A 24,687-nucleotide genomic window follows, 5' to 3' on the forward strand; every position below is an offset into this window, starting at 1 on the left:
CAAATACGGAAAGAATCATGCATGTGATCGTCCTCGGCAGCGGCGTTATCGGCACCACCACCGCCTATTACCTGGCCCGTCAGGGTGCCAAGGTGACGGTCCTGGACCGCCAGCCCGCCGCCGCCCAGGAAACCAGCTATGCGAACGCCGGCCAGGTGTCGCCGGGCTACTCCACGCCCTGGGCCGCGCCCGGGATTCCGTTGAAGGCGATCAAGTGGCTGTTCCAGAAGCATGCGCCCCTGGCGATCCGCCTGGACGGCAGCCTGTATCAGCTGAAGTGGATGGCGGCGATGCTGGCCAACTGCTCGGCCGACCGCTATTCCGTCAATAAGGAACGCATGCTGCGGCTGGCCGAGTACAGCCGCGACTGCCTGCGCGAACTGCGCGCGGCCACGGGCATCCATTATGAAGAGCGCACCCGCGGCACCTTGCAGCTGTTCCGCACCGAGGCCCAGCTGGAAGCCGCCCGCCGCGACATCGCCGTGCTGGAAGAAGTGGGCGTGCCCTACGAACTCCTGGATCGCAACCGCCTGGTAACGGCCGAGCCCGCCTTGGCGCGTTCGATCCACAAGCTGGCCGGCGGCCTGCGCCTGCCCAACGACGAAACCGGCGACTGCCGCCTGTTCACCACGCGGCTGGCCGAGATGGCGGCGGCGCTGGGCGTGGACTTCCGCTACAACCAGACGGTCTCTGGCCTGAACACCGCCGGCGGCCAGATCACTGGCGTGCGCGTGGGCAGCGAAGTCTTGACGGCCGACCGCTACGTGGCCGCCTTCGGCAGCTATACGCGCGGCTTCCTGGAGCCGCTGGGCCTGGACCTGCCGGTCTACCCGGTCAAGGGTTATTCGCTGACCATACCGCTTAAAGACGAGTCCGCCGCGCCGGTGTCGACCATCCTGGACGAAACGTACAAGATCGCCGTCACGCGCTTCGACGAGCGCATCCGCGTGGGCGGCATGGCGGAACTATCCGGCTTCGATCTGCGCCTGAAAGACGCCCGCAGGAAGACGCTTGAACTGGTCGTCAACGACTTGTTCCCGGATAGCGGACACGTCGCCCAGGCCGAGTTCTGGACGGGCCTGCGCCCCATGACGCCCGACAGCACGCCTGTCGTCGGCCCGACGCGCTACGGCAACCTTTTCCTGAACACCGGTCACGGCACCCTGGGTTGGACGATGGCTTGCGGCTCCGGCAAGCTGGTCGCCGACCAGGTCATGGGCCAGCGCCCGGCCATCCGTACCGACGGGCTGAGCCTGTCGCGCTATGACCGCCGCGCCTCGTCGACTCCGCCGCTGGTGCTGGACGGCAAGCGCGCCTGAGCCGGCGCTTCGACTCGCCCCGCTTCGCTTATCGGGCATCGGCCAAAAGCCATGCTCTCGACGGCCCTCCTCGCGCAAAATGCGGGGAGGGCCGTTGTCTGTTTTGAATGACGCCGCTTGTGCCAAAATCGGCCCATGACCCATTTCCTGCACACTGCCGACTGGCAGATCGGCCGTCAATACGGCCAGTTCGACACCGACGACGCCGCCATGCTGGCCGAAGCGCGTTTTGACGTCGTGGCGCGCATTGCCGCGCTTGCCGCGGAACGCGGCGTAGACGCCGTGCTGGTGGCCGGTGACGTGTTCGATACGCAAGGCGTGTCGGACCGCACGATCCGCCGGCTGTTCGCCGCCATGGCCGCTTACGCCGGCCCGTGGGTGATGATCGCCGGCAACCACGACGCGGCATTGGCCGACAGCGTCTGGAGCCGCGCGATGCAACTGGGCTGCATCCCCGGCAACGTGCACGTGCCGTTGCGCACCGGCGTCGTGGATCTGCCTGCCATCAACCTGGCCGTGCTGGCCGCGCCGCTCACGCAACGCCACACCTACGATGACGTGACGCAGGCCTTCGACACCCTGGAAACGGAACCCGGGCGCGTGCGGGTGGGCCTGGCCCACGGCAGCGTCGCGGGCCGCCTGCCCGACACGATCGACGCCACCAATCCCATCGCACCCGACCGCAGCGCCCGCGCGCGGCTGGACTATCTGGCGCTGGGCGATTGGCATGGCTGCCTGTCCATCGACGCGCGCACCTGGTATGCCGGCACGCCGGAGCAAGACCGCTTCCGCGGCAATGAACCCGGCTACGTGCTGGACGTGCGCATCGATGCCCCGGGCGCCGAGCCCGTGGTGGAACGCGTGGCCACCGGCAAGTACCGCTGGTCCGCCTGGACGGAGACCGTCAGCCTGCCCACCGACGCGCACGCGCTTGCCGAGCGGTTGGCGGCGCTGCGCGCGGAAGACGTGCTACGGCTGGACGTGCAGGGCCACGTCAACATGGAGACCTGGGACGCGCTGCAACGCGCCGTAGACCAGGCCACCGCCCAGGTGCGGGCCTTGCTGCCGGACTTGTCCGGCCTGCTGCTGGAACCTGATCAGGCCGATCTGGCCGAACTGGGAGCCAGTGGTTACGTCGGCGAGGTGGCCGCGCAATTGCAGGCCTTGCAGGCGGATGGCGCGCAGGCCGCGGTCGCGGGCGAAGCCCTGCGGCTGCTGTTGCGGTTCCAGCGCGAAAGCGCCGCGCAGGGGGCTGCCAAATGAAACTCTCCCGGATTGCGCTTGAAGAATTCCGCAAGTTCCGCCAGCCGATGGTGCTGGACGGCCTGCAAGACGGCTTGAACCTTTTCGTCGGTGCGAACGAGGCGGGCAAGAGCACCGTCGCGTCCGCCATCCGCGCGGCGTTCCTGGAACGCTACAGCACCAGCAAGGTCGCCGACCTGGCGCCGCGCGGCGAGTCCGGCGCGCGGCCCAGTGTGGAGCTGGCGTTCACGCACGCGGATCATTCCTACGTGTTGAAAAAGCAATTTCTGTCGCGAGCCCGATGCGAGCTATTGATCGACGACGGCGCCCAACGCCTGGACGGCGAAGAAGCGGAAAACGCGCTGGCTGCCTTGCTGGGGTTCGAACTACCGGGGCGCGGCCAAAGCAAGCCGGACCTGGCGGGCATTCCCGGCCTGCTGTGGATCCAGCAGGGCGATGGCCATAATCTGCAAGAGGCGGCCGGTCATGCCGGCGTCCACCTGCGCGACGCGCTGACGCAGTTGTCCGGAGAGCTGGCCGCGAGTGATGGCGACCGCCTGTTCGAACGCGTGTCGGCCGAACGCGCCGCCTTGCTGGATGCGCGCAACGGGCGTCCCAAGGGCGCCTATAAAGACGCCGAGGACGCCTTGGCGCGCGCCATCGCCGAACGGGACGAATGCGCGCAGGCGATGGCGCAACTGAATACCGACGTTGACCGCCTGGCGGAACTGCGCCGCGACCACGAGCGCGCCCAGGCCAGCCAGCCATGGAAGGACTTCGAGGCCAAAGCCGTCGAGGCCCGGGCCCGGCTGGCCGCATTGGCGAAGGAACGCGAAGCGTTTGACGGCCTGCGCCGCGAGCAGACCCAGGCCGCCCAGACGTTGACCTTGTTGCAGGACCAGGTGCGGCGCGACCAGCAGGACGAGGCCGACTACCAGGCGCTTGCCAAGGAATCCCAGGCGGCACGGGCCCGGGTCGACGCCGCGCAAGCGCCGCTGGCCCGCGCGCAGCAACAGCGTCAAACGCACGCCGCGGCGGTTGATGCCGCCCGCTTGCGCGTGGCCGCGGTCCAGGCCGTGGCCGACCGCCGCGACCTGGAGCACCAGCTGGCGCAACTGAATGCCGAAGTCGAACGCCTGGACGACGCCCTGAAAGCCGTTACCACGCTGATCGAACAAGGTTCGGCGCTGAAGGCCGAAGCCGTCCGCATCGAAATCGCCGATGGCGATATCGATGCGCTGCGCAAGAGCGAGCGCGAACTGGCCAATCTGCAACTGCGCCAGCAAGCCATCGCCACCCGGCTGTCATATCAGCTGGAAGCCGGGCGCCAGGCCACGCTGGACGGCAGGCTGTTGGCCGGCGACGGCCAGGTGCTGCTGACGTCCGCCGCCGACCTGGATCTGCCGGGAGTCGGGCGCTTGCGCATCGAACCGGGCGGCCAGGACCTGCCGGCGTTGCAACGCGAACGCGCCGCTTTGCAGACGGCCTGGAACGCGTTGCTGGAACGGTTGGGGGTGACGGCGTTGGCTGACGCTGAACAGCGCCACGCGCGCTATACGGCCTTGCAGCGCGAACTGGACGGCATGCGCAAGACGCTCGCCATCCACGCGCCCAAGGGCGTGGACGTGCTGCGCGGCCAACGCGATGACGCGTTGGCCCGGCGCGTGCCCTTGCAGGAGCGGCTGGCCAAGCTGCCCGCGCCGGCCGCGGGCCAGATGTCGGATCAGGATGACCTGCCTGCCGCGGTTCAGGCGCTGCGTGAGGTCGAGGCGCTTGCCACGCAGGCCGACGCGTCGCTGGCGGCCGCGCAGCGGGCGCTGGACGCCGATAGCGCCCGCGCGCAATTGCTCGAGGGCCAGGCGGCGGCGCGGGGCGCCGAACTGCAATCGGCCGAGCGCGCCGCGCAACGCCAGGCGCGCGCGGGCCGGCTGGCCGAAGTGCGCAGCGGCCACGATGAACTGGACCGCCGCGTGCGCGAGGCGCAGGCGGCACTGGCGGAGCATCGTCCCGACCTGCTCGAGCAAGACGTCCAGCGCTACGAGAAATCCGCCGCCATCGAACGCGACGCGCAGCACAAGCGCCACGGCGAGATCCTGCAACTGCAGGGCAAGCTGGACCAGGCGGGCGCGCAGGGCTTGGGCGAACGCCTGTCCGAATCGGCTGCCGCGTGTGAACGCCTGGCGCGCCGTCGCGATGAGTTCGCCCGCCGCGCCGCCGCGCTGGAGCTGCTGCTGACCCTGCTGACCGACAAGCGCGCGGCCGCCACGCAGCGGCTGCAGGCGCCGCTGGCGCGGCGGTTGAACCACTACCTGGCCCTGCTGTTCCCCGAGGCCGCGCTGCGGCTGGACGATGCGCTCTTGCCGACTGCGTTGCGTCGCGGCGAAGGTGAAGACCTGCTGGAGGCGCTGAGTTTCGGCACGCGCGAGCAACTGGGCATCCTGGCCCGGTTCGCCTATGCCGACCTGCTGCGCGAAGCCGGGCGGCCCACCTTGCTGGTGCTGGACGACGCTCTGGTCCACACTGACGATGCGCGGCGCGACTTCATGAAGCGTGCGCTGTTCGATGCGGCCACGCGCCACCAGATCCTGATGTTCACGTGCCACGGCGAGGCGTGGCGGGACATGGGAGTCGAGCAGCGCCGCATCGGCGCTTCCTGAATGGCTTGACGGCGTAAGGGGTGAACGGATAGGCTACGCCCATGCCTGACTTCACGCCCTACGCCGATTTCGCTGCCGCTGCTTCAGCAGCCGGCCGCGGCGCGCGCGCGTGGTCTGCGCATGCCGGTCTGATCCCTGCGGCGCCTGCCGCAATTTCTCCCGTCGTTTCTCCTGTCGTTTCTGCGGTCGTCTCTCCGCCCGCCTCGCCGCCTGCCGGCGTGGTCTCGGGCGTACATCCGCCCTTGGCGGTTGTGTTCGGCTGACCGCCAAACTCTCCACTCCAGTCCTTGTCCGTTGTCAGTGCGCATGATGGGTTGACGCGTATCGCGCGCCCCAAGCGCCGCTGATCCGTGCCGGCTTGCCGAAAGTCGCGGCAACCCGGCGCAGGGCTGGAGCCTGTTCTTACCCTGACAGGTGAAACCTCATGTCTTTCAATCGATCCACGTGGACCGCTTACGGCTCCACCACCTTGTTCGTGCTGCTGTGGAGCGGCGGCGCGATCTTCGCCAAATGGGGGCTGTCGCACGCCTCCGCGTTCGGCTTCCTGTTGTGGCGCTTCATCCTTGCCTTGGCGGTGCTGGGGGCGATATGCCTGTGGCGCAAGCGCTGCCTTCCGGAGCGCGGTACGCGCAAGACCGTGGCGCTGACCGGGCTGCTGTTGATCGGCAGCTATTCCATCTGCTATCTGCTGGCGTTGGACCATGGCATCACGCCGGGCGTGTTGGCCACGCTGCTGGGCGCGCAGCCCATCCTGACCCTGGCGGTGATGGAACGCCGCTATTCGCCGGCGCGGCTGGCGGGGCTGTTCCTGGCGCTGTGCGGACTCGTGATGGTGGTGTACCAAAGCATCGGCATGGCGCGCTTCTCAGTGGCGGGCATGGCGTTCGCCTTTGCCGCGCTGGCCAGCATGACCGCGGGCGCCATCCTGCAAAAGCGCGTGAAGCAGGCGCCCATGGACGTGATGCCGTTGCAATACGCGGTCAGTCTGGCGCTGTGCCTGCTGTTCGTGCCGTTCCAACCGGTCCGGGTGGACTGGACCGTCGGGTTTGTCGTGCCACTGATCTGGATGGGGCTCGTGATATCCGTGGGCGCGACGCTGCTCTTTTACCGCATGATCCAGGCCGGCAACCTCGTCAACGTCACCAGCCTGTTCTATCTGGTGCCGGCCGGCACGGCGGCGCTGGATTACCTGATCCTGGGCAACCGCCTGTCTGCGCTGAGCCTGGCCGGCATGGGGGCGATCCTGCTGGGCCTGATGCTGGTGTTGCGCAATCCGGCGGCGGCGGTCAAGCCAGCGCCGGATAAGCGGCCGTCGGCCAAGACGACCGCGTAGCGGCCGGCGCCGAGTCTCCGCCTTCCGCCGCGTCCTGCCCCACCCAATGGCCGCTGACAAGCTGGGCAGGGCGCGTCTGGGCCGAGACGCGGGCGCAGACGGACCAGGCGTCCAGCCGGACGCTCAGCCCGGCATAGACGCCATGGCCGTCGCCGGCCTGGATCACGCCTTCGGCCTGCACGCCTTCACCGGCGCGGATCGAGCCTTCGGCGCGGATGTCGCCGCCGGCGATCAGGCCCCACCCGGACGCCAGGTGCTCGCCGCACTGGATGGAACCCCCGGCCTGGATGCCGCAGGCCGCGTTGATTTCCTTGTCGGCGCGCACGTCGCCGCCGGTCTTGATGCCCTGGCCGCACTTGATGGCGCCTTGCGTCTGCACGTCCTGGCCGGCATGCAGGTGGCCCGTCACGGCCAGGTCCTGGCCGGCGCAGATGTCCCATTTGGCGCGTACGTTACCGCCGCAGCCCAGGCTGGTGGCGGTTTCGATGCCCCAGTCCGCCGCAATGTCTCCGCCCGCGCGCAGATTGCCGCCGCTGGCGATGTTGGCCGCGGCAGTGATGTTTTCCCCCGCCATGATCGTCTCGCCCGCGCGGATGCCGCCGCCGGTGATGATGCTGCGGCCGGCGCGCACCACGCTGTCCACGTTGATGCCCATGCGCACTTCCAGCGTGCCCGCGAAGACGATCGCGTTGGCGTCCACGGCATCCAGCTTCAGCACGGCGTCGGTGGGACCGAACTGGTCCAGCAGCCAGCAGGCGTCGCTGACGCGGCCGTCGCCCACCAGCGCATCAAGCACGGCCTGGTAATCCCCCTGTCCGTTGTGGTCGCGGATGAACCATTTATAGCCGCCCGCGCAGGGGTTCTTGGCTTTGACGAATTTCTTGGTAAGTTGCATGGCGCTGAAAGGGGAGATCTGTGCGTGGCCCGGCCGCCAGCGGTCAGGGCGGGCGGCGAAGATTCAGGCGCGGGCGCCCGGCCACGCGGCAGGGCGTCCGCCGGCGCGTGGCAGGCGGCAACGCGCACGGATGTGCAGGGCCACCGGCGACAGGCCGGAATAGGAAGGGGGAAAGCGGAGGCGCCGGGCGATTAGCCGGGCTTGGAGCGCGCGTAAGCGGAACGCGCGGCGACTTCCTGCGAGCTCAACAAAGTCGAGCGCAGGGCGCAAAGGACGCAGGCAGCGGGGGGGATGGGAGAAAAATCGGATCGCACGGGGGCAGATGCTAACACCCGAGCGTCCGGAGTCAAGTGGGAAAGGCTGGCTTCGAATGAAGCAGCAGCCTTTCCCTCAGGCGGGGATCAGTTCGTCGAGACGATGTTGCGTTCCTTGGCGATGCGCTGGCGCAGTTCCAGTTCACGCTTGATCTGCGCGGCGTACTCGGCGGGCGTATTGCCGTCCACCAGCGAACCGCCGTCGGCCAGGCGCTGGACGATCTTCGGGTCCTTCAGCGCCTTGACGGCGGCGTCGTGGATGCGGTCAACCACCGCTTGCGGCGTGCCGGCGGGCGCGACCAGCCCGTACCAGGCCATGTTGTCCATTTCGGGCAGGCCGCCTTCCTTGAAGGTGGGGACGTCCGGCAGGGCGGGCAGGCGCTTGGGAGCAGCCACGGCCAGGGCGCGCAGCTTGCCGGCCTGGATGTGGGGCATGGACGAGGGCAGGTTGTCGAACTGGGCGTTCACCTGGCCGGCGATCACGTCATTCAGGGCCGGGCCCGAACCGCGGTAGGGCACGTGGACCATGTCGGTCTGGGTCAGCGACTTGAACAATTCGCCGTCCAGGTGGCCGATGCCGCCTGCGCCGGACGAGGCATAGCTGTACTTGCCGGGGTTGGCCTTGAGCAGGGTGATGAATTCCGCCAGCGACTTGGCGGGCACGGCCGGGTTGACCGTGAGCACGTTCGGCACGTTCACCAGATTGGTGATCGGCGTGAAGTCCTTGATCGGGTTGTAGGGGTTCTTGGGGTTGGTGGCCGGATTCGTGGCCATGGTGCTGACGGTGGCCACGCCCAGCGTGTAGCCGTCAGGCGCGGAACGGACCAACGCGTCGGCGCCGATCGAGCCGCCGCCACCGCCGCGGTTTTCCACCACCACGGCCTGGCCCAGTTCACGGCCCAGGCCTTCGGCGACGATACGGGCGACGATGTCGGTCGTGCCGCCCGCGGCAAAGGGGACGATCAGGCGGATGGGCTTATTGGGGTACGGATCTGCGGCGTGGGCGCCGGAACTAAAGCAGACGCCTGCGATGGCGGCGGCCAGGATGGCCTTGGCATGAGACAGCACGGTCAAGAGTCTTCTCCATATTTTGTTGTTCCGAGCCGACCGGCTTCTTGGGCCGGCGTCGGTGAAGCGCGCTTTGCCGGGATGCTGGCGTAGCCGACGCTTCGTGGGCGCAATTCCACACAGGAATCCCCCTACGGTCAACTCAGGATTCTCCCTGTCTTTACGCAAAAATATTTTTTCAGTGACGGATAGTTGTGTGGAAATCGCGTCAGATCGCCGAAAAAGCCAAGCCTGACAACAAGATGAACGATTTCTCAAACCCTGTCATTGCGCAATCATTGCGCAGTCATCGTGCTGTCATTAGCCGGGTTCACGCATAAATCTCTGCATAACTTACAAGAATCTGATATTTTTCGGATGAGATTCTTGGCCGGTCTTGCAAGAAAGCTATTGCGTTTGTTTCTGTCTGCGCCGTTCAATGGGGCGTTGGTTGATGTCCCCGCGGGGCAACGTGTAGTGCAGCGACGCACCGGGCCAGGGTTCCGTCCGTTTTTCAATCCCCGGTCTGTTTCGTCTCTCGCTGCCACGTGCCGGCGGGAGGGGGCCCGGACATTCTCGGAACGCCATGTCGCTGATCCTGATCCTCGCTCTGCCGTTTGCCGGCAGCCTGTGCGCCGCGCTGTTGCCTTCGAACGCCCGTAATGCCGAGGCGTGGTTGGCCGGCTTGATCGCCCTGGCCTGTGTGGTTCTGATTGCCAGCCTTTACCCGGACGTCGCCAACGGCGGCGTTATCCGGTTCGACATGCCGTGGGCGCCCGCCCTGGGCCTGCAGTTCACCTTGCGCATGGACGGCTACGCGTGGCTGTTCGCGCTGATCGTCTCCGGTATGGGCGCACTGGTGGTCCTGTACGCCCGCTATTACATGTCGCCGGAAGATCCGGTCCCGCGCTTTTTCTCGTTTTTCCAGGCCTTCATGGCTGCCATGCTGGGCGTGGTCCTGTCCGGCAACCTGATCCAGCTGGTGATGTTCTGGGAAATGACCAGCCTGGCGTCGTTCATGCTGATCGCGTATTGGCATCACCGCCTGGACGCCCGGCGCGGTGCCCGCATGGCGCTGACGGTGACGGGCGCAGGCGGCCTCTGCCTGCTGGCGGGCGTGCTGATCCTGGGCCATATCGTGGGCAGCTACGACATGGATCGCGTGCTGGCCTCGGGCGACCTGGTGCGCGCCGACCCCTGGTATCCGGCCGTGCTGGTGCTGGTGGCGCTTGGCGCATTGACCAAAAGCGCGCAATTCCCGTTCCATTTCTGGCTGCCCAACGCCATGGCGGCGCCTACGCCGGTGTCCGCCTACCTGCACTCGGCCACCATGGTGAAGGCCGGGGTATTCCTGCTGGCCCGCTTCTGGCCGGTGCTGTCGGGCACCGACGAATGGTTCTGGATCATCGGCGGAGCAGGGCTCATCACGCTGGTCTTGGGGGCCTATGCCGCCATCTTCCAGCAGGACATGAAGGGCGTGCTGGCGTATTCCACCATCAGCCACCTGGGCCTGATCACACTCTTGCTGGGGCTCAATAGCGAGCTTGCGCTGGTGGCCGCCATCTTCCACATGATCAATCACGCCACTTTCAAGGCGTCACTGTTCATGGCTGCCGGGGTCGTGGACCACGAAACCGGCACGCGCGACCTGAGCCGCCTGTCCGGCCTGTACAAGGCCATGCCCATCACCGCCACCCTGGCGATGGTGGCGGCGGCGTCCATGGCGGGCGTGCCGCTGCTCAACGGTTTCCTGTCCAAGGAAATGTTCTTCGCCGAGACCACTTTCGTCAGCGGCGACAGCTTCACCCAGATCGGCCTGCCGCTGATGGCCACCATCGCCGGGGCGTTCAGCGTGGCCTATTCGCTGCGCTTCATCCTGCAGGTGTTCTTCGGCCCCCCAGCCACCGACCTGCCGCGCGCGCCGCATGAGCCGCCGCGCTGGATGCTGTTCCCCAGCGCGCTGCTGGTGTTCATGTGCCTGCTGGTGGGCGTGTTGCCCGCCCTGACGGTCGGCCCGTTCCTGGCGACCGCGGCGCAGAGCATCCTGGGCGAGAACATGCCCGAATACAGCCTGGCCGTCTGGCACGGCGTGAACCTGCCGCTGGTGATGAGCCTGGTCGCCACGGCGTCCGGGGTGCTCCTGTACCTGGCGTTGCGCGCCCACCAGCGCGCCAACCCGGGCCGCGTGCCGTTCATCTACCGCCTGGACGGCCGCCGCACCTTCGAAACGTTGCTTGATGGCTCCAGCGTGGCGGCGGCCTGGCTGCTGCGCTGGGTGGCGTCGTCGCGCCTGCAGGTGCAGATGCTGCTGATCGTGCTGGGCACGTTGTTCGTGGCCTGGCTGCCCTTGCGCGGCGGCGGATGGCTGGAAGGCACGGGCCGCATGACGCCGGTCGACCCCGCTTTCGCCCTGTTGTGGCTGGTGGGCGGAGCTTGCGCGCTGGGTGCTGCCTATCAGGCCAAATACCACCGCCTGGCATCGCTGGCGCTGGCCGGCGGCGCCGGCCTGATCACCTGCCTGACCTTCGTGTGGTTTTCCGCGCCCGACCTGGCGCTGACCCAGTTGTCCGTTGAAGTGGTCACCGTGGTGCTGCTGCTTCTGGGCTTGCGCTGGCTGCCCCGCCGCATCGAGAAGGACGACGAGGAAACGCTCAAGGCCACGCTGCGCGCCCGGGGCCGCCGTTTGCGCGACCTGCTGATGGCCACGGCCGCCGGCACCGGCATGGCGGCGCTGGCCTACGCGGTGCTGGTGCGTCCGCAAGGCGAGACGATCTCTTCCTATTTCGTGGATCGCGCGCTGCCCGACGGCGGCGGCACCAACGTGGTGAACGTGATCCTGGTGGACTTCCGCGGCTTTGACACCTTCGGCGAGATCACGGTGCTGGGCATCGTGGCGCTGACGGTCTACGCGCTGCTGCGCCGCTTCCGTCCGGCCGCCGAAAGCGCCGACCTGCCGCGCCAACAGAAGGAACAGGACGGCGGCGTGCCGACCGCGCCCGACATCAAGTCGCTGGTGCCCGAAGGCTCGATGATGGTGCCGACGGTGCTGGTGCGCCTCTTGCTGCCCACCGCTGCGCTGATTTCGGTGTACTTCCTGCTGCGCGGCCACAACCAGCCGGGCGGCGGCTTTGTCGGCGGACTGATCTTCGCCACCGCCGTCATCCTGCAATACATGGTGGGCGGCGTGTACTGGGTGGAGTCGCGCAGCCGGCTTAACCCGCAGAACTGGATCGGGATCGGCCTGCTGGCCGCCGGCATCGCGGCGGTGACCGCGTGGCTGGCCTACAAGCCGTTCCTGGCCGCGCTGGCCTGGGACGTCGCGCTGCCGCTCATCGGCCACGTCCACCTGTCCAGCGTGCTGCTGTTCGACCTGGGCGTGTACATGCTGGTCGTGGGCTCCACCGTGCTGGTGCTGGTGGCGCTGGCCCACCAATCGCTGCGCGCGCAACGCAAGGCCGCCGCCGAAATCCAGGCGGCCGCCACACAAACAGGGGAAGCCTGATGGAATTGATCTATGCCGTCGCGATCGGCGTATTGGCGGGCTCGGGGGTCTGGCTGCTGCTGCGGCCGCGCACCTTCCAGTTCATCATGGGGCTGTCGCTGGTGTCGTATGCGGTGAACCTCTTCATCTTCGGCATGGGCCGGCTCACCTCGGGCCGTCCGCCCGTCGTGGACCCCGCCATGGCGCATGACCCTTCCTGGTACGCCGACCCGCTGCCGCAGGCGCTGGTGCTGACGGCCATTGTGATCGGCTTCGCCACGACTGCGCTGTTCCTGGTTGTGTTGCTGGCCTCGCGCGGCCTCACGGGTACCGACCACGTTGATGGACGGGAGTCCCAATCTTGAGTTTCTGGCTTCAACACCTTCCTGTACTGCCCATCATCACGCCGCTGCTTGCAGGCGCGGCGATGCTCTTGCTGGCCGATACCAGCCGCTACACGCGGGGCGCGATTTCGGTGGTCGCCACCTTGGCCCAGCTGGCCGCGGCGATTGCGCTCCTGGCCGTGGCCGGCGGCGGCGTGCCCGGCGTCTGGCCCGATGGCGTAGGCGTCTACCTGGTGGGCGATTGGCCCGCGCCGTTCGGCATCGTGCTGGTGGTGGACCGCCTGGCCGCCGTCATGCTGACGCTGACCGCCGTGCTGGGCCTGGCCACGCTGATCTATGCGCTGGCCCGCTGGGACCGCGCCGGCGTGCATTTCCATTCGCTATTCCAGTTCCTGCTGATGGGCTTGAACGGCGCCTTCCTGACGGGCGACCTCTTCAACCTGTTCGTTTTCTTCGAAGTGCTGCTGGCGGCATCCTATGGCCTGCTGCTGCACGGCTCGGGCGTTGCGCGGGTCAGCGCGGGGCTGCAATACATCGCCGTGAACCTGGTGGCTTCGTTCCTGTTGCTGATCAGCATCGCGCTGATCTATGGCGTGACCGGCACGCTGAACATGGCGGACCTGGCCCTGCGCGCCGGCAACCTGACGGGCGCCGAACGCATGCTGTTCGAAGCCGGGGCCGCCATCCTGGGGGTGGCCTTCCTGGTGAAGGCGGGCGCCTGGCCGCTGAACTTCTGGCTGGTGAAGGGCTACGGCTCGGCAGGTGCGCCGATCGCGGCCATGTTCTCGATCATGACCAAGGTCGGCATCTACGCGCTGTTGCGCATCGGGTCTCTGCTGCTGCCGTCGGGCGCGCCTGCGGCGTTCAGCCTGGACTGGATGTTCGCGGCGGGCCTGGCCACGCTGCTGTTCGGCGCGCTGGGCCTGCTGGCGACCCAGCAGCTGGAGAAGATGGTGGGCTATTGCGTCATCGTGTCTGCCGGCACGCTGCTGACGGCGCTGGGCATGCCCGGCGTTACCCTGACCGGCCCCGCGCTGTTCTACCTGATCAGCTCGGTGCTGACCACGGGCGCGTTCTTCATGCTGGCCGAACTGATCGAGCGCACGCGCAGCTTCGGTGCCAACGTGCTGGCGGTGACGCTGGATGCTTTCGACCTGGACGACCCTGCGTCGGTGAACCGTTCCGACGACGTGGTCGGCGTGGCGATACCGGCGGCGATGGCCTTCCTGGGCCTGGCGTTCATCTGCTGCGCGTTGCTGGTAACGGGCTTGCCGCCCTTGTCGGGCTTCGTGGCCAAGTTTTCGCTGCTGTCGGCGGCGGTGTCGGCCGCCACCGAATCTGCGCCGCCGTTTGACGCATGGATCCTGGTGGCCGCCGTGCTGGTCTCGGGCCTGGCGGGTCTGGTCGGCCTGGGCCGCACCGGCATCCGCGTGTTCTGGGCCAGCGACGACCGCAGCACGCCGCGCCTGCGCGTGATCGAAGCAGGGCCGGTGGCCGTGCTGCTGTTGCTGTGCGTCGGCCTGGCGGCAGGGGCGGGGCCGGTGTCGGCCTATCTGGACGAAGCCGCGCGCTCGCTGGATCAACCCAAGTCCTATATCGACGCCGTCATGTCCGCGCAGACCGTGCGCGGCGTCAAGGGAGGAAGCTGATGCGCCGTCTTTACTTCCTTTTCCTGCCCGTTTTCCTGTTCGTCCTGTGGCTGGTGCTGAACGAAAGCCTGTCCGCGGGCCAGATCGCCCTGGGTGCGGCGCTGGCGCTGTGGTTCACGTGGGCGGCGTCGCGCCTGCGTCCCTTGCATGCGCGGCCACGCCACCTGTGGAAGGCCGTGCCGCTGTTCCTGCACGTCACGGCGGACATCATCAAGTCCAACATCGCCGTGGGCAAGCTGATCCTGAATCCGCGCCGGAACGATTTTTCACCCGGCTTCATCATGATCCCGCTGACCATGCGCGATCCGCACGGCCTGGCCATGCTGGCCTGCATCGTCACCTACACCCCAGGCACGGTCTGGGTGGACCTGACGCCCGACCACAGCTTGAAGCTGCACGTGCTCGACCTCCAGAACGAAGACGACTGGGTCAAGCTGGTGCAGGAGCGCTACGAGCGCCCGTTGATGGAGATGTTTGAATGAGTATGAACACCGCACTGTATTGGGCAGCGTCCTTTGCCCTGGTGTGCTTTGCGCTGGGCATGGTGTTTGCCGCCATCCGCCTGCTGCGCGGCCCCACGGCGCAGGACCGCGTCCTGGCGCTGGACACGCTGTACATCAACGGCATGCTCACCATGCTGGTCTTCGGCATCCGATCGGGGGCGTCGCTGTACTTCGATATCGCGTTGCTGATCGCGCTGTTCGGCTTCGTGGGATCCACCGCGATGGCGCGCTTCCTGCTGCGCGGCGAGGTGATCGAGCCATGATCGAAACCGCCATCCCCCTGTGGGCCGGCATCCCGGCCTGCATCCTGCTGGTGCTGGGCGGCCTGCTGGCGCTGACCGGTTCGGCAGGCCTGCTGCGCTTTCGCACGTTCTACGCACGCATCCATGCGCCCACGCTGGGCAACACCCTGGGTTGCGGCTGCGTGCTGGCGGCGTCCATCCTGGTGTTCTCGGCCCTGTCGGCGCGGCCCGTGTTCCACGAAGTGATCATCACGCTGTTGCTGGTCGTGTCGTCGCCCGTCACGGCCATGCTGCTGATGCGCGCGGCCACCTACCGTAATCGGCTGACCAAGGCCGACGCGGACCTGGATGCCCGCTGAAGGCCGGTAACAAGCGCCACCGCATGTGAACGCGAAACGCCATGCTGCACCGCGGCAGGCATCAACGACAGGGCCAATCGGCCCTGTTTTTTTGCCCCCGGGCCGCCCCACCGCAAAAAGAGCGCTTGATACGTAACCTTACGAATGCAAGTTGCTGGACATGTCCCCGACGCCGCATCGTGGGATAGTAGGTGCAAGCAAGCGGCAGGACGGGCAGGTGGTCTTGACCGCTTACGGTTCAATTCTCATCAAGGAGCTGGCCATGAACGTACGACCCATGCATACCAAACGCCTCGCAGCAACCCTTTGCGCGGCGGGCTTGATGTTGGCCGCGGGCGCGGTCCACGCGGCAGATGCGATCGGCCGCGCCGCCATCCAGTCCCAGTACGAGCAGGACGTGGCGAAATGCAAGAGCGGTAATACCAACCAGGACCGCGCGACGTGCATGCGCGAAGCCGGCGCCGCGCGCGATGAAGCCAATCGCCAGAATCTGAAGGAAGGCTCCACCGACCAGCATCAGCAGAACATGGTCGACCGTTGCAACCGCCTGCCCGCGGAATCGCGCCAGGACTGCCTGACGCAGATGAGCTCGCCCACCAATGTGCGCGGCAGCGTCCAGGGGGGTGGGGTGTTGCGTGAGACGGTGATCCAGGTGCCGGCTGGCACGGTCCCGCCGGCCACCACGGCGCCGGCGCCTGGCATGGCACCTGCTCCCGGCATGGCGCCCGCCCCGGGCACCGGCACCGGCACCATGAGCGCGCCGATGCGCCAATAATGGCCGCGTAGGGCCGGGTACGACGCACAGCCGCCGCCGCATTCAGGCAAAATGGCGGCTGTTGCGCTTTTCCCGCCCTTATTCCGTCCTTTATTCACGCATCCATGTCCGACGTCATCGCCCTGATTTTCGATTTCGACGACACGCTGGCCTCGGACAGCACGTCCGGTTTCCTGGAAAGCATCGGCGTTGACACGGCCTCGTTCTGGAAAGACGAGGTCGATCCGCTGCTGTCCAAGCAGGACTGGGATCCCGTCCCCGCCTACCTGTACAAGATGATCCAGCTGTCCCAGGCGGGCACGCATGGGCGCATTACGCAGCAGCGCCTGCAGGAATGGGGCTCGCGCCTGGAGCTGCACGACGGCGTGCCGACCTTGTTTCAACGCCTGCGCGCGGCGGTGCGCGCCGAACAGCCGCAGGTGCAGCTGGAGTTCTACCTGATCTCCAGCGGCATCGGCGACGTGGTCCGCTCCACACCCATTGCGCATGAATTCACTGAAATCTGGGCGTCCGAATTCGTCTACGGCGACGACGGCGGCATCACGTTCCCGCGCCGCATCGTCAGCTTCACCGACAAGACGCGCTATCTGTTCCACATCCAGAAGGGCATCATCGGGCGCGACTTCCGCAACAAGCCCTTCGAGGTCAACCGCAAGGTGCCCGAAGACCGCTTGCGCGTGCCGTTCGACCAGATGGTGTTCGTCGGCGACGGCTACACCGACATCCCTTGCTTTTCGTTGATCCGCCGCGCCGGCGGTTTCGCCTTCGGCGTCTGGGACCCGAAGCACCGCGACAAGCGCAGCCGCGCCTGGGGCTTCATCGAAGAAGGGCGGGTGTCCAACCTGAACCAGGCCCGCTACGACGAACAGGCCGAGCTCTACCAGTGGCTGGAAGAGGCTGTGACCAGCCTGGCCGGCCGCATCGCGCTGAAGTCCCGGGTGTACCGTGGTTGAGGCCGGTTCGCTGACGGCCGCGACGCCCGTGACGCCCTGGACCGAAGAAGACGCCCGCTACATCCGCCTGGCGCTCGAAGAGGCCCAGGCCGCTTATGACATCGGCGAGGTGCCCGTCGGGGCGCTGGTCGTGTCCGCCAAGGGCGAAATTCTGGGGCGCGGCTACAACCGCACCATCATCGACCACGATCCCACCGCCCATGCCGAAATCGTGGCCTTGCGCAGCGCCGCCCGCCAGCTGGAGAACTACCGGCTGCCGGGAATTACCGTGTATGTCACGCTGGAGCCTTGCGTCATGTGCATCGGCGCCATGCTGCACGCGCGGCTGGCGCGCGTCGTGTTCGGCGCCTACGACCCCAAGACCGGCGCCTGCGGCAGCGTGCTGGACGTCGGGTCGGTCCCGAAACTCAATCATCACACTTCAGTCACCGGCGGCGTGCTGGCGGAACCTTGCGGCGACCTGCTGCGCCGGTTCTTCCGCGAACGCCGCGCCAAGGAATCCATAGCATGAGCACCCCCAAAGCCGCCAAGGCGGGCACCAAGGCCGCCGCCGGCAACGCCGCAGCCAAGCGCACCGCCAAGCCCGCCGCAAGAACGGCCGCCAAGCCCGCGGCCAGAACGGCGGCCAAGACGGCAGTCCACGATCATGATCACGGCCATGACCACGGCCCCGCTTGCGACGACAACTGCGGCCACGACCACAGCCATGACCACGGGCACAGCCACACGCTGCCGGACGCCCGCGGCATCTACCTGATCTCGCCGTCGTCGGCCGTACGCGATCCCGCCACGGTGGAACTGGCGCGCGAACGCCTGCAGCAGCAGGGCTTCAAGACCGCCCTGGACCGCACGGCCTATGCCGAACACCAGCGCTTTGCCGGCACCGACGCGCAGCGTCTGGCCAGCCTGGCGCGCGCCGTCAAGCAGAAGCTGCCCATCGTCATGGTGACGCGCGGCGGCTACGGCATGGGCCGGCTGCTGCACCAAATCGACTGGAAAGCGATGGCCGACAGCGGCAAGCGCTTCGTCGGCATGAGCGACTTCACTGCCTTCAACCTGGGCCTCCTGGCGCAGACGGGCGCCGTCAGCTACACCGGCGCCACCGCAGTGGCTGACTTCGGCGGCAAGAAGGTCGATGACCTGACCGAAGCGCTGTTTGGCGAAGTCATGCGCGGCGAACTCGAGATCCTCAGTTTCGAAACGCAGGACGCAGATCCCGTCGATGCCCGCGGCATCCTGTGGGGCGGCAACCTGGCCATGCTGACCTCGCTGCTGGGCACGCCATACTTTCCGAAGATCCGCGGCGGCATCCTGTTCCTGGAAGACGTGGCCGAACATCCCTACCGCGTCGAACGCATGCTGATCCAGCTGTGGCAGGCCGGCGTGCTGGGCAAGCAGAAGGCGATCGTGCTGGGCCGTTTCTCGGACTACAAGCTGGCGCCCCACGACAAGGGCTACGACCTGCACGAAGTCGTGGCCTGGCTGCGCAAGACGGTCAAGGTGCCGGTCATCACCGGTCTGCCTTATGGACATGTGGCCACCAAGGCCACCTTGCCGATCGGCCAGAAGGTGGGCATCGCTACCGAAAAGGGCCTGGCGCACCTGGTGCTGGACGAACACCACCACTGATCATCGCCATCGGCGGCACGCCCTCGACGTCCGGCCCTGGCCGGACTCGGGGGCGTTTTCATTTGGGGACGGACCCGATCAGGGCAGGGTAGGGCCGGTCCCGGTGTTCCCGGCGGAAGATTGAAAATCGGGGCCGCAGCCCCATTTGCTACACTATCGGGTTTCCTCGCATGCGTCCTCGGACGCCCTCAGACTCAAATACACCGTGATATCCACAGCCAATCTCACCATCCAGTTCGGTCCCAAGCCCCTTTTCGAGAACGTCAGCGTCAAGTTCGGGGAAGGCAACCGGTACGGGCTGATCGGGGCCAATGGGTCCGGTAAGTCTACGTTCATGAAAATCATCGGCGGCGACCTCGAAGCCTCCGCCGGCAACGTGTCGCTTGAGCCGGGCGTGCGCCTGGGCAAGCTGCGCCAGGACCAGTTCGCGTTCGAAGACCTGCGCGTGCTGGACGTCGTCATGATGGGCCACACCGAAATGTGGGGCGCCATGTCCGAGCGCGACGCGATCTACGCGAACCCGGAAGCGACGGAAGACGATTACATGCGCGCCGCGGACCTGGAAGCCAAGTTCGCCGAGTACGACGGCTACACCGCCGAAGCGCGCGCCGGCGAATTGCTGCTGGGCCTGGAAATCGCCGTGGACCAGCACAACCTGCCCATGCGCGAAGTCGCCCCGGGCTGGAAACTGCGCGTGCTGCTGGCGCAGGCGCTGTTCTCGAACCCCGACGTCCTGCTGCTGGACGAACCCACCAACAATCTGGATATCAACACCATCCGCTGGTTGGAAAACGTGCTCAACAGCTATCAGAGCACGATGATCATCATCAGCCACGATCGCCACTTCCTGAACCAGGTGTGCACGCACATGGCTGACGTGGACTACGGCGAGATCCGCATCTACGCCGGCAACTACGACGACTACATGCTGGCCTCGACGCAGGCCCGCGAGCGCCTGGTGTCGAACAACGCCAAGGCCAAGGAACGCGTTGCTGAACTGCAGGACTTCGTCCGCCGCTTCGCCGCCAACAAGTCCAAGTCGCGCCAGGCCACCTCGCGCCTGAAGCAGATCGACCGCATCAAGGCCGACCAGGTCGTGGTCAAGCCGTCGTCGCGCCAGAACCCGTACATCCGGTTCGAACAGAACAAGGTCATGCACCGCCTGGCCGTCACCATCGAGAACCTGACCAAGGCCTACGATGCGCCGGTGATCACCAAGTTCTCGGCCATGGTCGATGCCGGTGAAAAGATCGCCATCATCGGCGCCAACGGCGTGGGTAAGACGACCTTGCTGCGTCTCTTGGCCACCGAATTGCAGCCGGACTCGGGTTCGGTGAAGTGGTCCGATAACGCCGACCTGGGTTACATGGCCCAGGACGTGTCGGACCAGTTCCTGCAAACCGACATCAATCTGCTGGACTGGATGGGCGACCATCGTCAGCCGGGCGATGACGACCAATCGATCCGTTCGGTGCTGGGCCGCCTGCTGTTCTCGGCGGACGATCTGCCCAAGGCGCCCAAGGTGCTGTCGGGCGGCGAAAAGAACCGCATGACTTTCGGCCGCCTGATGCTGGGCCGGCACAACGTCATGCTGCTGGACGAGCCGACCAACCACTTGGACATGGAATCGATCGAATCGCTGCAATTCGCACTGGAAAAGTACGAAGGCACGCTGGTCTTCGTGTCCCACGACCGCGAATTCGTGTCGGGCCTGGCCACCCGCGTGATCGAAATCCTGCCCTCGGGCGAGATCATCGACTACCGCGGCGGCTACGAAGACTATCTGGAATCGCGCGGCATCGAGGCCTGATTCCGGCTTGACGCCCATTGCCCCACCGCGCCGGCGGCGGGGCAATGGGCTAGCTTCCGCTTCGCTCCAATCGGAGCGAACCCTGTTATGTGTGGGCCCGCGGGCGTTCAGCCCGCTGCAATATGGCGTGCGCTATCATCCGGGTAAACCCTGGTGCAAAACGCACCTCGCCCGCCTTTCCGATTCATGTCTCCCACACCCCACACCACGCCCGATGGCGCGCCCATCGGGACGTATGCGTTGACCGCGCGCATCGTTTCCATCGCGTTCTTCACCTTCATCTGTTATCTGGCCATCGGCTTGCCGCTGGCCGTGCTGCCGGGCTATGTGCACGGAAACCTGGGTTATGGCTCGGTGCTGGCCGGCCTGGCCATCAGCGTGCAGTACGTGGCGACGCTGCTCAGCCGCTCCCACGCGGGCCGCATGGCCGACACCGTGGGGCCGAAGCAGACGGTCGTGATCGGCATGGTGGCGTGCGCGGCCAGCGGCGTTTTCCTGCTGCTGGCCTATGCCTTCGAACGCAGCGGGTGGCTCAGCCTGACGGCCATCATCATCAGCCGGCTGGCGCTGGGTTTCGGTGAAAGCTGGGTCGGCACGGGTTCGGCCACCTGGGCGATCGCGCGGGTCGGCCCGCTGCACACCGCCCGCGTCATCTCCTGGAACGGGATCTGCACCTACGGCGGCCTGGCGCTGGGCGCGCCACTGGGCGTCAAGCTGGAAACCGAATGGAGCATGGGCGCGCTGGGCGGCATGGTGCTGCTGCTGGGGCTGGCCGGCCTGGGCATGGCGGTATCGCGCGCCGCCGTGGCGATCGTGGGCGGCCACCGCATGGCGTTCAAGAGCGTGGTCATGCGCGTCTTCCCGCACGGCATGGCGCTGGGGCTGGGTTCGGTGGGTTTCGGCACACTGGCGGCCTTCGTGGCGCTGTACTACGCCAGCTTCTCCTGGGAGGGGGCGGCGCATGCGCTCAGCGCCTTCGGCTGCGCGTTCATCGGCGTGCGCCTGCTGTTTGCGGGCACCATCACGCGCTTCGGCGGCTTCCGCGTGGCGCAGGTCTCGTTCCTGGTCGAGGCCGCAGGGCTGCTGCTGTTGTGGCTGGCGCCCAACCCCACGGCCGCGTTGCTGGGTGCGGCGCTGACCGGTTGCGGGTTTGCGCTGGTATTTCCCGCCATCGGCGTGGAGGCGGTGGCGCGCGTGCCGGCCGGCAGCCGCGGCGCGGCGCTGGGCGCCTACTCGGCATTCCTGGACCTGGCCCTGGGCGTGACGGGGCCTGTCGCGGGCTACATTTCCAGCGGCTACGGCTACCCGTCCATCTTCCTGTCGGCCGCCGTCGCCGTGCTGGTGGGTTTTCTGATTGCATTCGGCTTGCAACGCCATGCGGTCCGCCAGCGGGCAATGGCGTAGCAGAGGGCCTAGGGCTGCAGTTAATAACCAAAAGAAGTTAAGACATTCAATATTGATCGTTTGAATTCATATAACGAATTGTTAGATTTAGGCCTCGTCCCCACGCGCGCCCACGATTCGTTCCATGAACCTGACCTTCGACCACGTCCACAAGCACTTCGGCGACCTGCCCGTCGTGGACGGCTTTACCAGCGAAATCAAGACCGGTGAACTGGTCGCCCTGGTCGGCCCGTCGGGCTGCGGCAAATCCACGCTGCTGCATTTGGCGGCGGGCCTGGAAAAGCCCACGCAAGGCAGTGTGCTGGCCGATGGCCAGGCGATCAGCGGCCCGCACCCCAGCCGCACGCTGGTGTTCCAGGAGCACGCGCTGTATCCGTGGCTGACGCTTGAAGACAACGTGGCGCTGGCCCTGGAATTCCAGAACACGCCCAAGAAGCGCGCCCGCGAGGCCGCGCGCCATTGGCTGGCCCGGGTCAGCCTGGGCGGCTTTGAACACTATTACCCCCATCAGGTGTCGGGCGGCATGCGCCAACGCGCCGCATTGGCGCGCGCCTTCATCGCGCAGCCCAAGACGATGCTGATGGACGAGCCCTTCGGTGCGCTGGACGCGCTGACCCGCCTGAGCCTGCAGGACGTGCTGCGCCAGCTGATCGCGCAAGAAAAGCCGACCGTACTGCTGGTCACGCACGATGTGGACGAGGCCCTGTTCCTGGCGGACCGCATCGTCGTCTTCAGCCCGCGCCCGGCGCGCGTGCTGCGCGAATTCAATCTGGCGCATCGCGAGAAGACCCACGACCTGTCGGATCTGGCCGCCGAGAAGCGCGAGATCCTGCGCCTGCTGGGCATTGGGGTGGACGGCTCGCAAGCCCACTCCGATCTGGCGCTGGCCGCCTGACCTACCCCCTTTTCCGTTCCGGTGGCGCCGTGGCGCTGCCGATCTTGAATTCCCTGGAGCTCCTCTCATGAAATTGAAGCAATGGCTGACCCTGCCGCTGGCTGCGGCGCTGCTGGCGGCGGCCCCCGCAATGGCCGCCGAGAAATTCCGCGTGGGTTATCTGCGCGTGATGGACGACGCGCAGGCGATCGTGGCGCAAGAGGGCGGCTACTACAAGAAGGCGGGCCTGGACTCCGAGCTCATCGAATTCAAGTCGGGCACCGACCTGATCAAGGCGATCGTGGGCGGCCAATTGGATATTGGCGTGCTGGGCTTCACCAACGCGGTGGCCTGGGCCTCCAAGGGCGCGGACTTGAAAGTCGTGGGCGGCGCGCAGCAGGGCTATCACTCGCTGATCGTGCGCGATGATTCCGGCATCAAGGACATCGCGGGCTTGAAGGGCAAGACGCTGGCGTCCCAAGCGGAAGGCAGCACCGCGGACGTCGTGTTGAAGGGCGTCGTGCTCAAGCAAGGCAACCTGGGCGCCGACGACGTCAACGTCATGGGCGTGAGCCCCGCCGTGGCCGTGCAGTCGCTGGTGGGCAAGCGCGTCGACGCGGCCTTCCTGTTCGAACCCTATGACCGCATCGCGCAACTGGTGGCCCCGGTCAAGCAGATCTACGAAGTGGGCCAGGCCTGGCCGTTCCCGTGCATGGTGGTGATCACCTCGGGCGAAACGCTGGCCAAGCGCAAGGACGATGTCTGGAAGGCGCTGGACGCGCAGAACCAGGCCATCACGCTGCTGCAGAAAGAACCCGCGCAGGCGTCCAAGCTGATCGCTTCCTACTTCATCGCCGAGCCCACGCTCAAGACCTTGCATCGTGGCGAACTGCCGCGTGAAACTGTCATTACCGAGGCGATCAGCACGCAGGTGTTCACGCCCAAGCTGACCGAGAAAGACACGGCGCGCATGCAGGAAATCGCGGACATCCTGCAGGCCCAGGGTTCGCTGAAGACGCGCGACGGCAAGCCGTACGACGTGTCCAGCATCGTCGACCTGTCCTGGCAAGAGGCGCGCAAACTTTGAGCTCGTCTACCCGAGTGACCGGCGCCCGCAAGCATCTTGCGGGCGTATTGGGCGTCCTGTTCATTCTTGCCCTGTGGCAGTTGGCAGCGTTCGCGCTGCCGGATTTCCTGATGCCGGGCGTGCCTGCCGTCGTGCAGCGCCTGTTCGAAGACCTGGGCAAGCAATCGTTCCATCAAAGCCTGCTGGGCACCCTGGGCCGCTTGGGCGCAGGCTACGGCCTGGCGTTGGCGGCGGGGATCGGCTTCGGCCTGGTCGCCGCAGTGCTGTTCTTCTTTCGTGAAGTCCTGCGTAGCGCCATCGTCATCCTGCAGTCGATTCCGTCGATCGCCTGGGTGCCGCTGTTCCTGATCGTGATGGGCTTCGGCAATACGCCCATCATCGTCGTGGTCGCGTTGTCGGCGTTCTTTCCGGCCGCGCTCAGCGTGATGAATGCCACCGAATCCGTGCAGCGCGTGCACGTGTCGGCGGCGCGCGTCATGGGCGCCACGCGCTGGGGCTTGGTCAAACGCGTCTATCTGCCGGCCGTGATGCCTGAACTGATCACGGGCGCGCAACTGGCGTTCGGCAATGCGTGGCGCGCGCTGATCTCGGCCGAAATGCTGATCGGCTTCGGCAAGGGCCTGGGCCGGTCGCTGGCCTATTCGGGTGAAATCGCCGACATGACAGGCGTCATGACCAACATCCTGGTTATCGCCGTGCTTGCCGCGCTGATCGACCAGTTCGTGCTTGAAAACCTCAAGCATCGCCTGCTGCGCTATCAATACGTTTAA

The 24,687-nt window shown here is 66.7% G+C and carries 21 protein-coding genes; 19 read left to right on the plus strand and 2 right to left on the minus strand.

The window, feature by feature from the left end; translation table 11 throughout:
• The first annotated feature begins 17 nt into the window (after positions 1–17).
• The 4 genes from CEY09_RS01350 (at position 18) to CEY09_RS01365 (ending at position 6,551) form a co-directional block, all read left to right on the plus strand.
• Positions 18–1,319: a D-amino acid dehydrogenase gene (locus tag CEY09_RS01350; protein ID WP_088587261.1), complete on the plus strand. Its 1,302-nt coding sequence runs from the start codon at positions 18–20 to the stop codon at positions 1,317–1,319.
• 135 nt (positions 1,320–1,454) lie between these two features.
• Positions 1,455–2,582: a metallophosphoesterase family protein gene (locus tag CEY09_RS01355; protein ID WP_088587262.1), complete on the plus strand. Its 1,128-nt coding sequence runs from the start codon at positions 1,455–1,457 to the stop codon at positions 2,580–2,582.
• Complete coding sequence (locus CEY09_RS01360) at positions 2,579–5,218, plus strand: AAA family ATPase (RefSeq protein WP_088587263.1); 2,640 nt, start codon at positions 2,579–2,581, stop codon at positions 5,216–5,218. The genes CEY09_RS01355 and CEY09_RS01360 overlap by 4 nt, the downstream gene beginning before the upstream one ends.
• 424 nt (positions 5,219–5,642) lie before the next feature.
• Positions 5,643–6,551 carry a DMT family transporter gene (locus CEY09_RS01365; protein WP_088587264.1) on the plus strand — a complete coding sequence of 303 codons (909 nt, stop codon included), beginning with the start codon at positions 5,643–5,645 and terminating at the stop codon, positions 6,549–6,551.
• On the opposite strand, the gene CEY09_RS01370 is transcribed toward CEY09_RS01365, so the two are convergent.
• Together CEY09_RS01370 and CEY09_RS01375 are read right to left on the minus strand one after the other, a co-directional pair.
• A complete protein-coding gene (locus CEY09_RS01370) occupies positions 6,505–7,446 on the minus strand; it encodes a hypothetical protein (protein WP_088587265.1) in 942 nt (313 codons plus the stop codon). The two genes, CEY09_RS01365 and CEY09_RS01370, sit on opposite strands and share 47 nt — an antisense overlap.
• A 401-nt stretch (positions 7,447–7,847) precedes the next feature.
• Entirely contained in the window at positions 7,848–8,834 is a 987-nt protein-coding gene (locus CEY09_RS01375) for a Bug family tripartite tricarboxylate transporter substrate binding protein (protein ID WP_006227450.1), read from the minus strand.
• Between the two features lie 559 nt (positions 8,835–9,393).
• On the opposite strand from CEY09_RS01375, the gene CEY09_RS01380 reads away from it, so the two are divergent.
• From CEY09_RS01380 to CEY09_RS01450, 15 genes are all read left to right on the plus strand, one after another.
• A complete protein-coding gene (locus CEY09_RS01380; RefSeq protein WP_088587266.1) occupies positions 9,394–12,309 on the plus strand; it encodes a monovalent cation/H+ antiporter subunit A in 2,916 nt (971 codons plus the stop codon).
• Complete coding sequence (locus tag CEY09_RS01385; protein WP_006227452.1) at positions 12,309–12,653, plus strand: Na+/H+ antiporter subunit C; 345 nt, start codon at positions 12,309–12,311, stop codon at positions 12,651–12,653. Before CEY09_RS01380 ends, CEY09_RS01385 begins: the two co-directional genes overlap by 1 nt.
• The gene (locus CEY09_RS01390) at positions 12,650–14,281 is read left to right on the plus strand and encodes a monovalent cation/H+ antiporter subunit D (RefSeq protein WP_088587267.1); all 1,632 of its coding nucleotides are present in this window, start codon (positions 12,650–12,652) and stop codon (positions 14,279–14,281) included. The genes CEY09_RS01385 and CEY09_RS01390 overlap by 4 nt, the downstream gene beginning before the upstream one ends.
• On the plus strand, positions 14,281–14,763 hold the full coding sequence (locus CEY09_RS01395; protein ID WP_088587268.1) for a Na+/H+ antiporter subunit E: 483 nt from the start codon (positions 14,281–14,283) through the stop codon (positions 14,761–14,763). Before CEY09_RS01390 ends, CEY09_RS01395 begins: the two co-directional genes overlap by 1 nt.
• A gap of 2 nt (positions 14,764–14,765) precedes the next feature.
• Entirely contained in the window at positions 14,766–15,047 is a 282-nt protein-coding gene (locus CEY09_RS01400) for a K+/H+ antiporter subunit F (protein ID WP_006222313.1), read from the plus strand.
• Entirely contained in the window at positions 15,044–15,385 is a 342-nt protein-coding gene (gene mnhG / locus CEY09_RS01405; protein ID WP_006222312.1) for a monovalent cation/H(+) antiporter subunit G, read from the plus strand. Before CEY09_RS01400 ends, mnhG begins: the two co-directional genes overlap by 4 nt.
• Before the next feature lie 262 nt (positions 15,386–15,647).
• Complete coding sequence (locus CEY09_RS01410; protein WP_234704727.1) at positions 15,648–16,160, plus strand: hypothetical protein; 513 nt, start codon at positions 15,648–15,650, stop codon at positions 16,158–16,160.
• Positions 16,161–16,264: 104 nt separating this feature from the next.
• Positions 16,265–17,113 (plus strand): HAD family hydrolase, encoded by an 849-nt coding sequence (locus CEY09_RS01415; protein ID WP_006222310.1) that lies wholly within the window; start codon positions 16,265–16,267, stop codon positions 17,111–17,113.
• A gap of 10 nt (positions 17,114–17,123) precedes the next feature.
• Positions 17,124–17,624: a tRNA adenosine(34) deaminase TadA gene (gene tadA / locus CEY09_RS01420; RefSeq protein ID WP_088587586.1), complete on the plus strand. Its 501-nt coding sequence runs from the start codon at positions 17,124–17,126 to the stop codon at positions 17,622–17,624.
• Entirely contained in the window at positions 17,621–18,742 is a 1,122-nt protein-coding gene (locus CEY09_RS01425) for an LD-carboxypeptidase (RefSeq protein WP_088587269.1), read from the plus strand. The genes tadA and CEY09_RS01425 overlap by 4 nt, the downstream gene beginning before the upstream one ends.
• A gap of 205 nt (positions 18,743–18,947) precedes the next feature.
• Positions 18,948–20,552: an ABC-F family ATPase gene (locus CEY09_RS01430; protein WP_006222307.1), complete on the plus strand. Its 1,605-nt coding sequence runs from the start codon at positions 18,948–18,950 to the stop codon at positions 20,550–20,552.
• 186 nt (positions 20,553–20,738) lie between these two features.
• Complete coding sequence (locus CEY09_RS01435) at positions 20,739–21,956, plus strand: MFS transporter (protein WP_088587270.1); 1,218 nt, start codon at positions 20,739–20,741, stop codon at positions 21,954–21,956.
• A 124-nt stretch (positions 21,957–22,080) separates the two neighbouring features.
• The gene (locus CEY09_RS01440; RefSeq protein WP_088587271.1) at positions 22,081–22,851 is read left to right on the plus strand and encodes an ABC transporter ATP-binding protein; all 771 of its coding nucleotides are present in this window, start codon (positions 22,081–22,083) and stop codon (positions 22,849–22,851) included.
• Positions 22,852–22,918: 67 nt separating this feature from the next.
• The gene (locus CEY09_RS01445; protein WP_006222304.1) at positions 22,919–23,917 is read left to right on the plus strand and encodes an ABC transporter substrate-binding protein; all 999 of its coding nucleotides are present in this window, start codon (positions 22,919–22,921) and stop codon (positions 23,915–23,917) included.
• Positions 23,914–24,687 (plus strand): ABC transporter permease, encoded by a 774-nt coding sequence (locus CEY09_RS01450; protein WP_006222303.1) that lies wholly within the window; start codon positions 23,914–23,916, stop codon positions 24,685–24,687. Before CEY09_RS01445 ends, CEY09_RS01450 begins: the two co-directional genes overlap by 4 nt.

It is taken from the genome of Achromobacter marplatensis, assembly GCF_002209535.1.
Taxonomy (GTDB): domain Bacteria; phylum Pseudomonadota; class Gammaproteobacteria; order Burkholderiales; family Burkholderiaceae_B; genus Achromobacter; species Achromobacter marplatensis.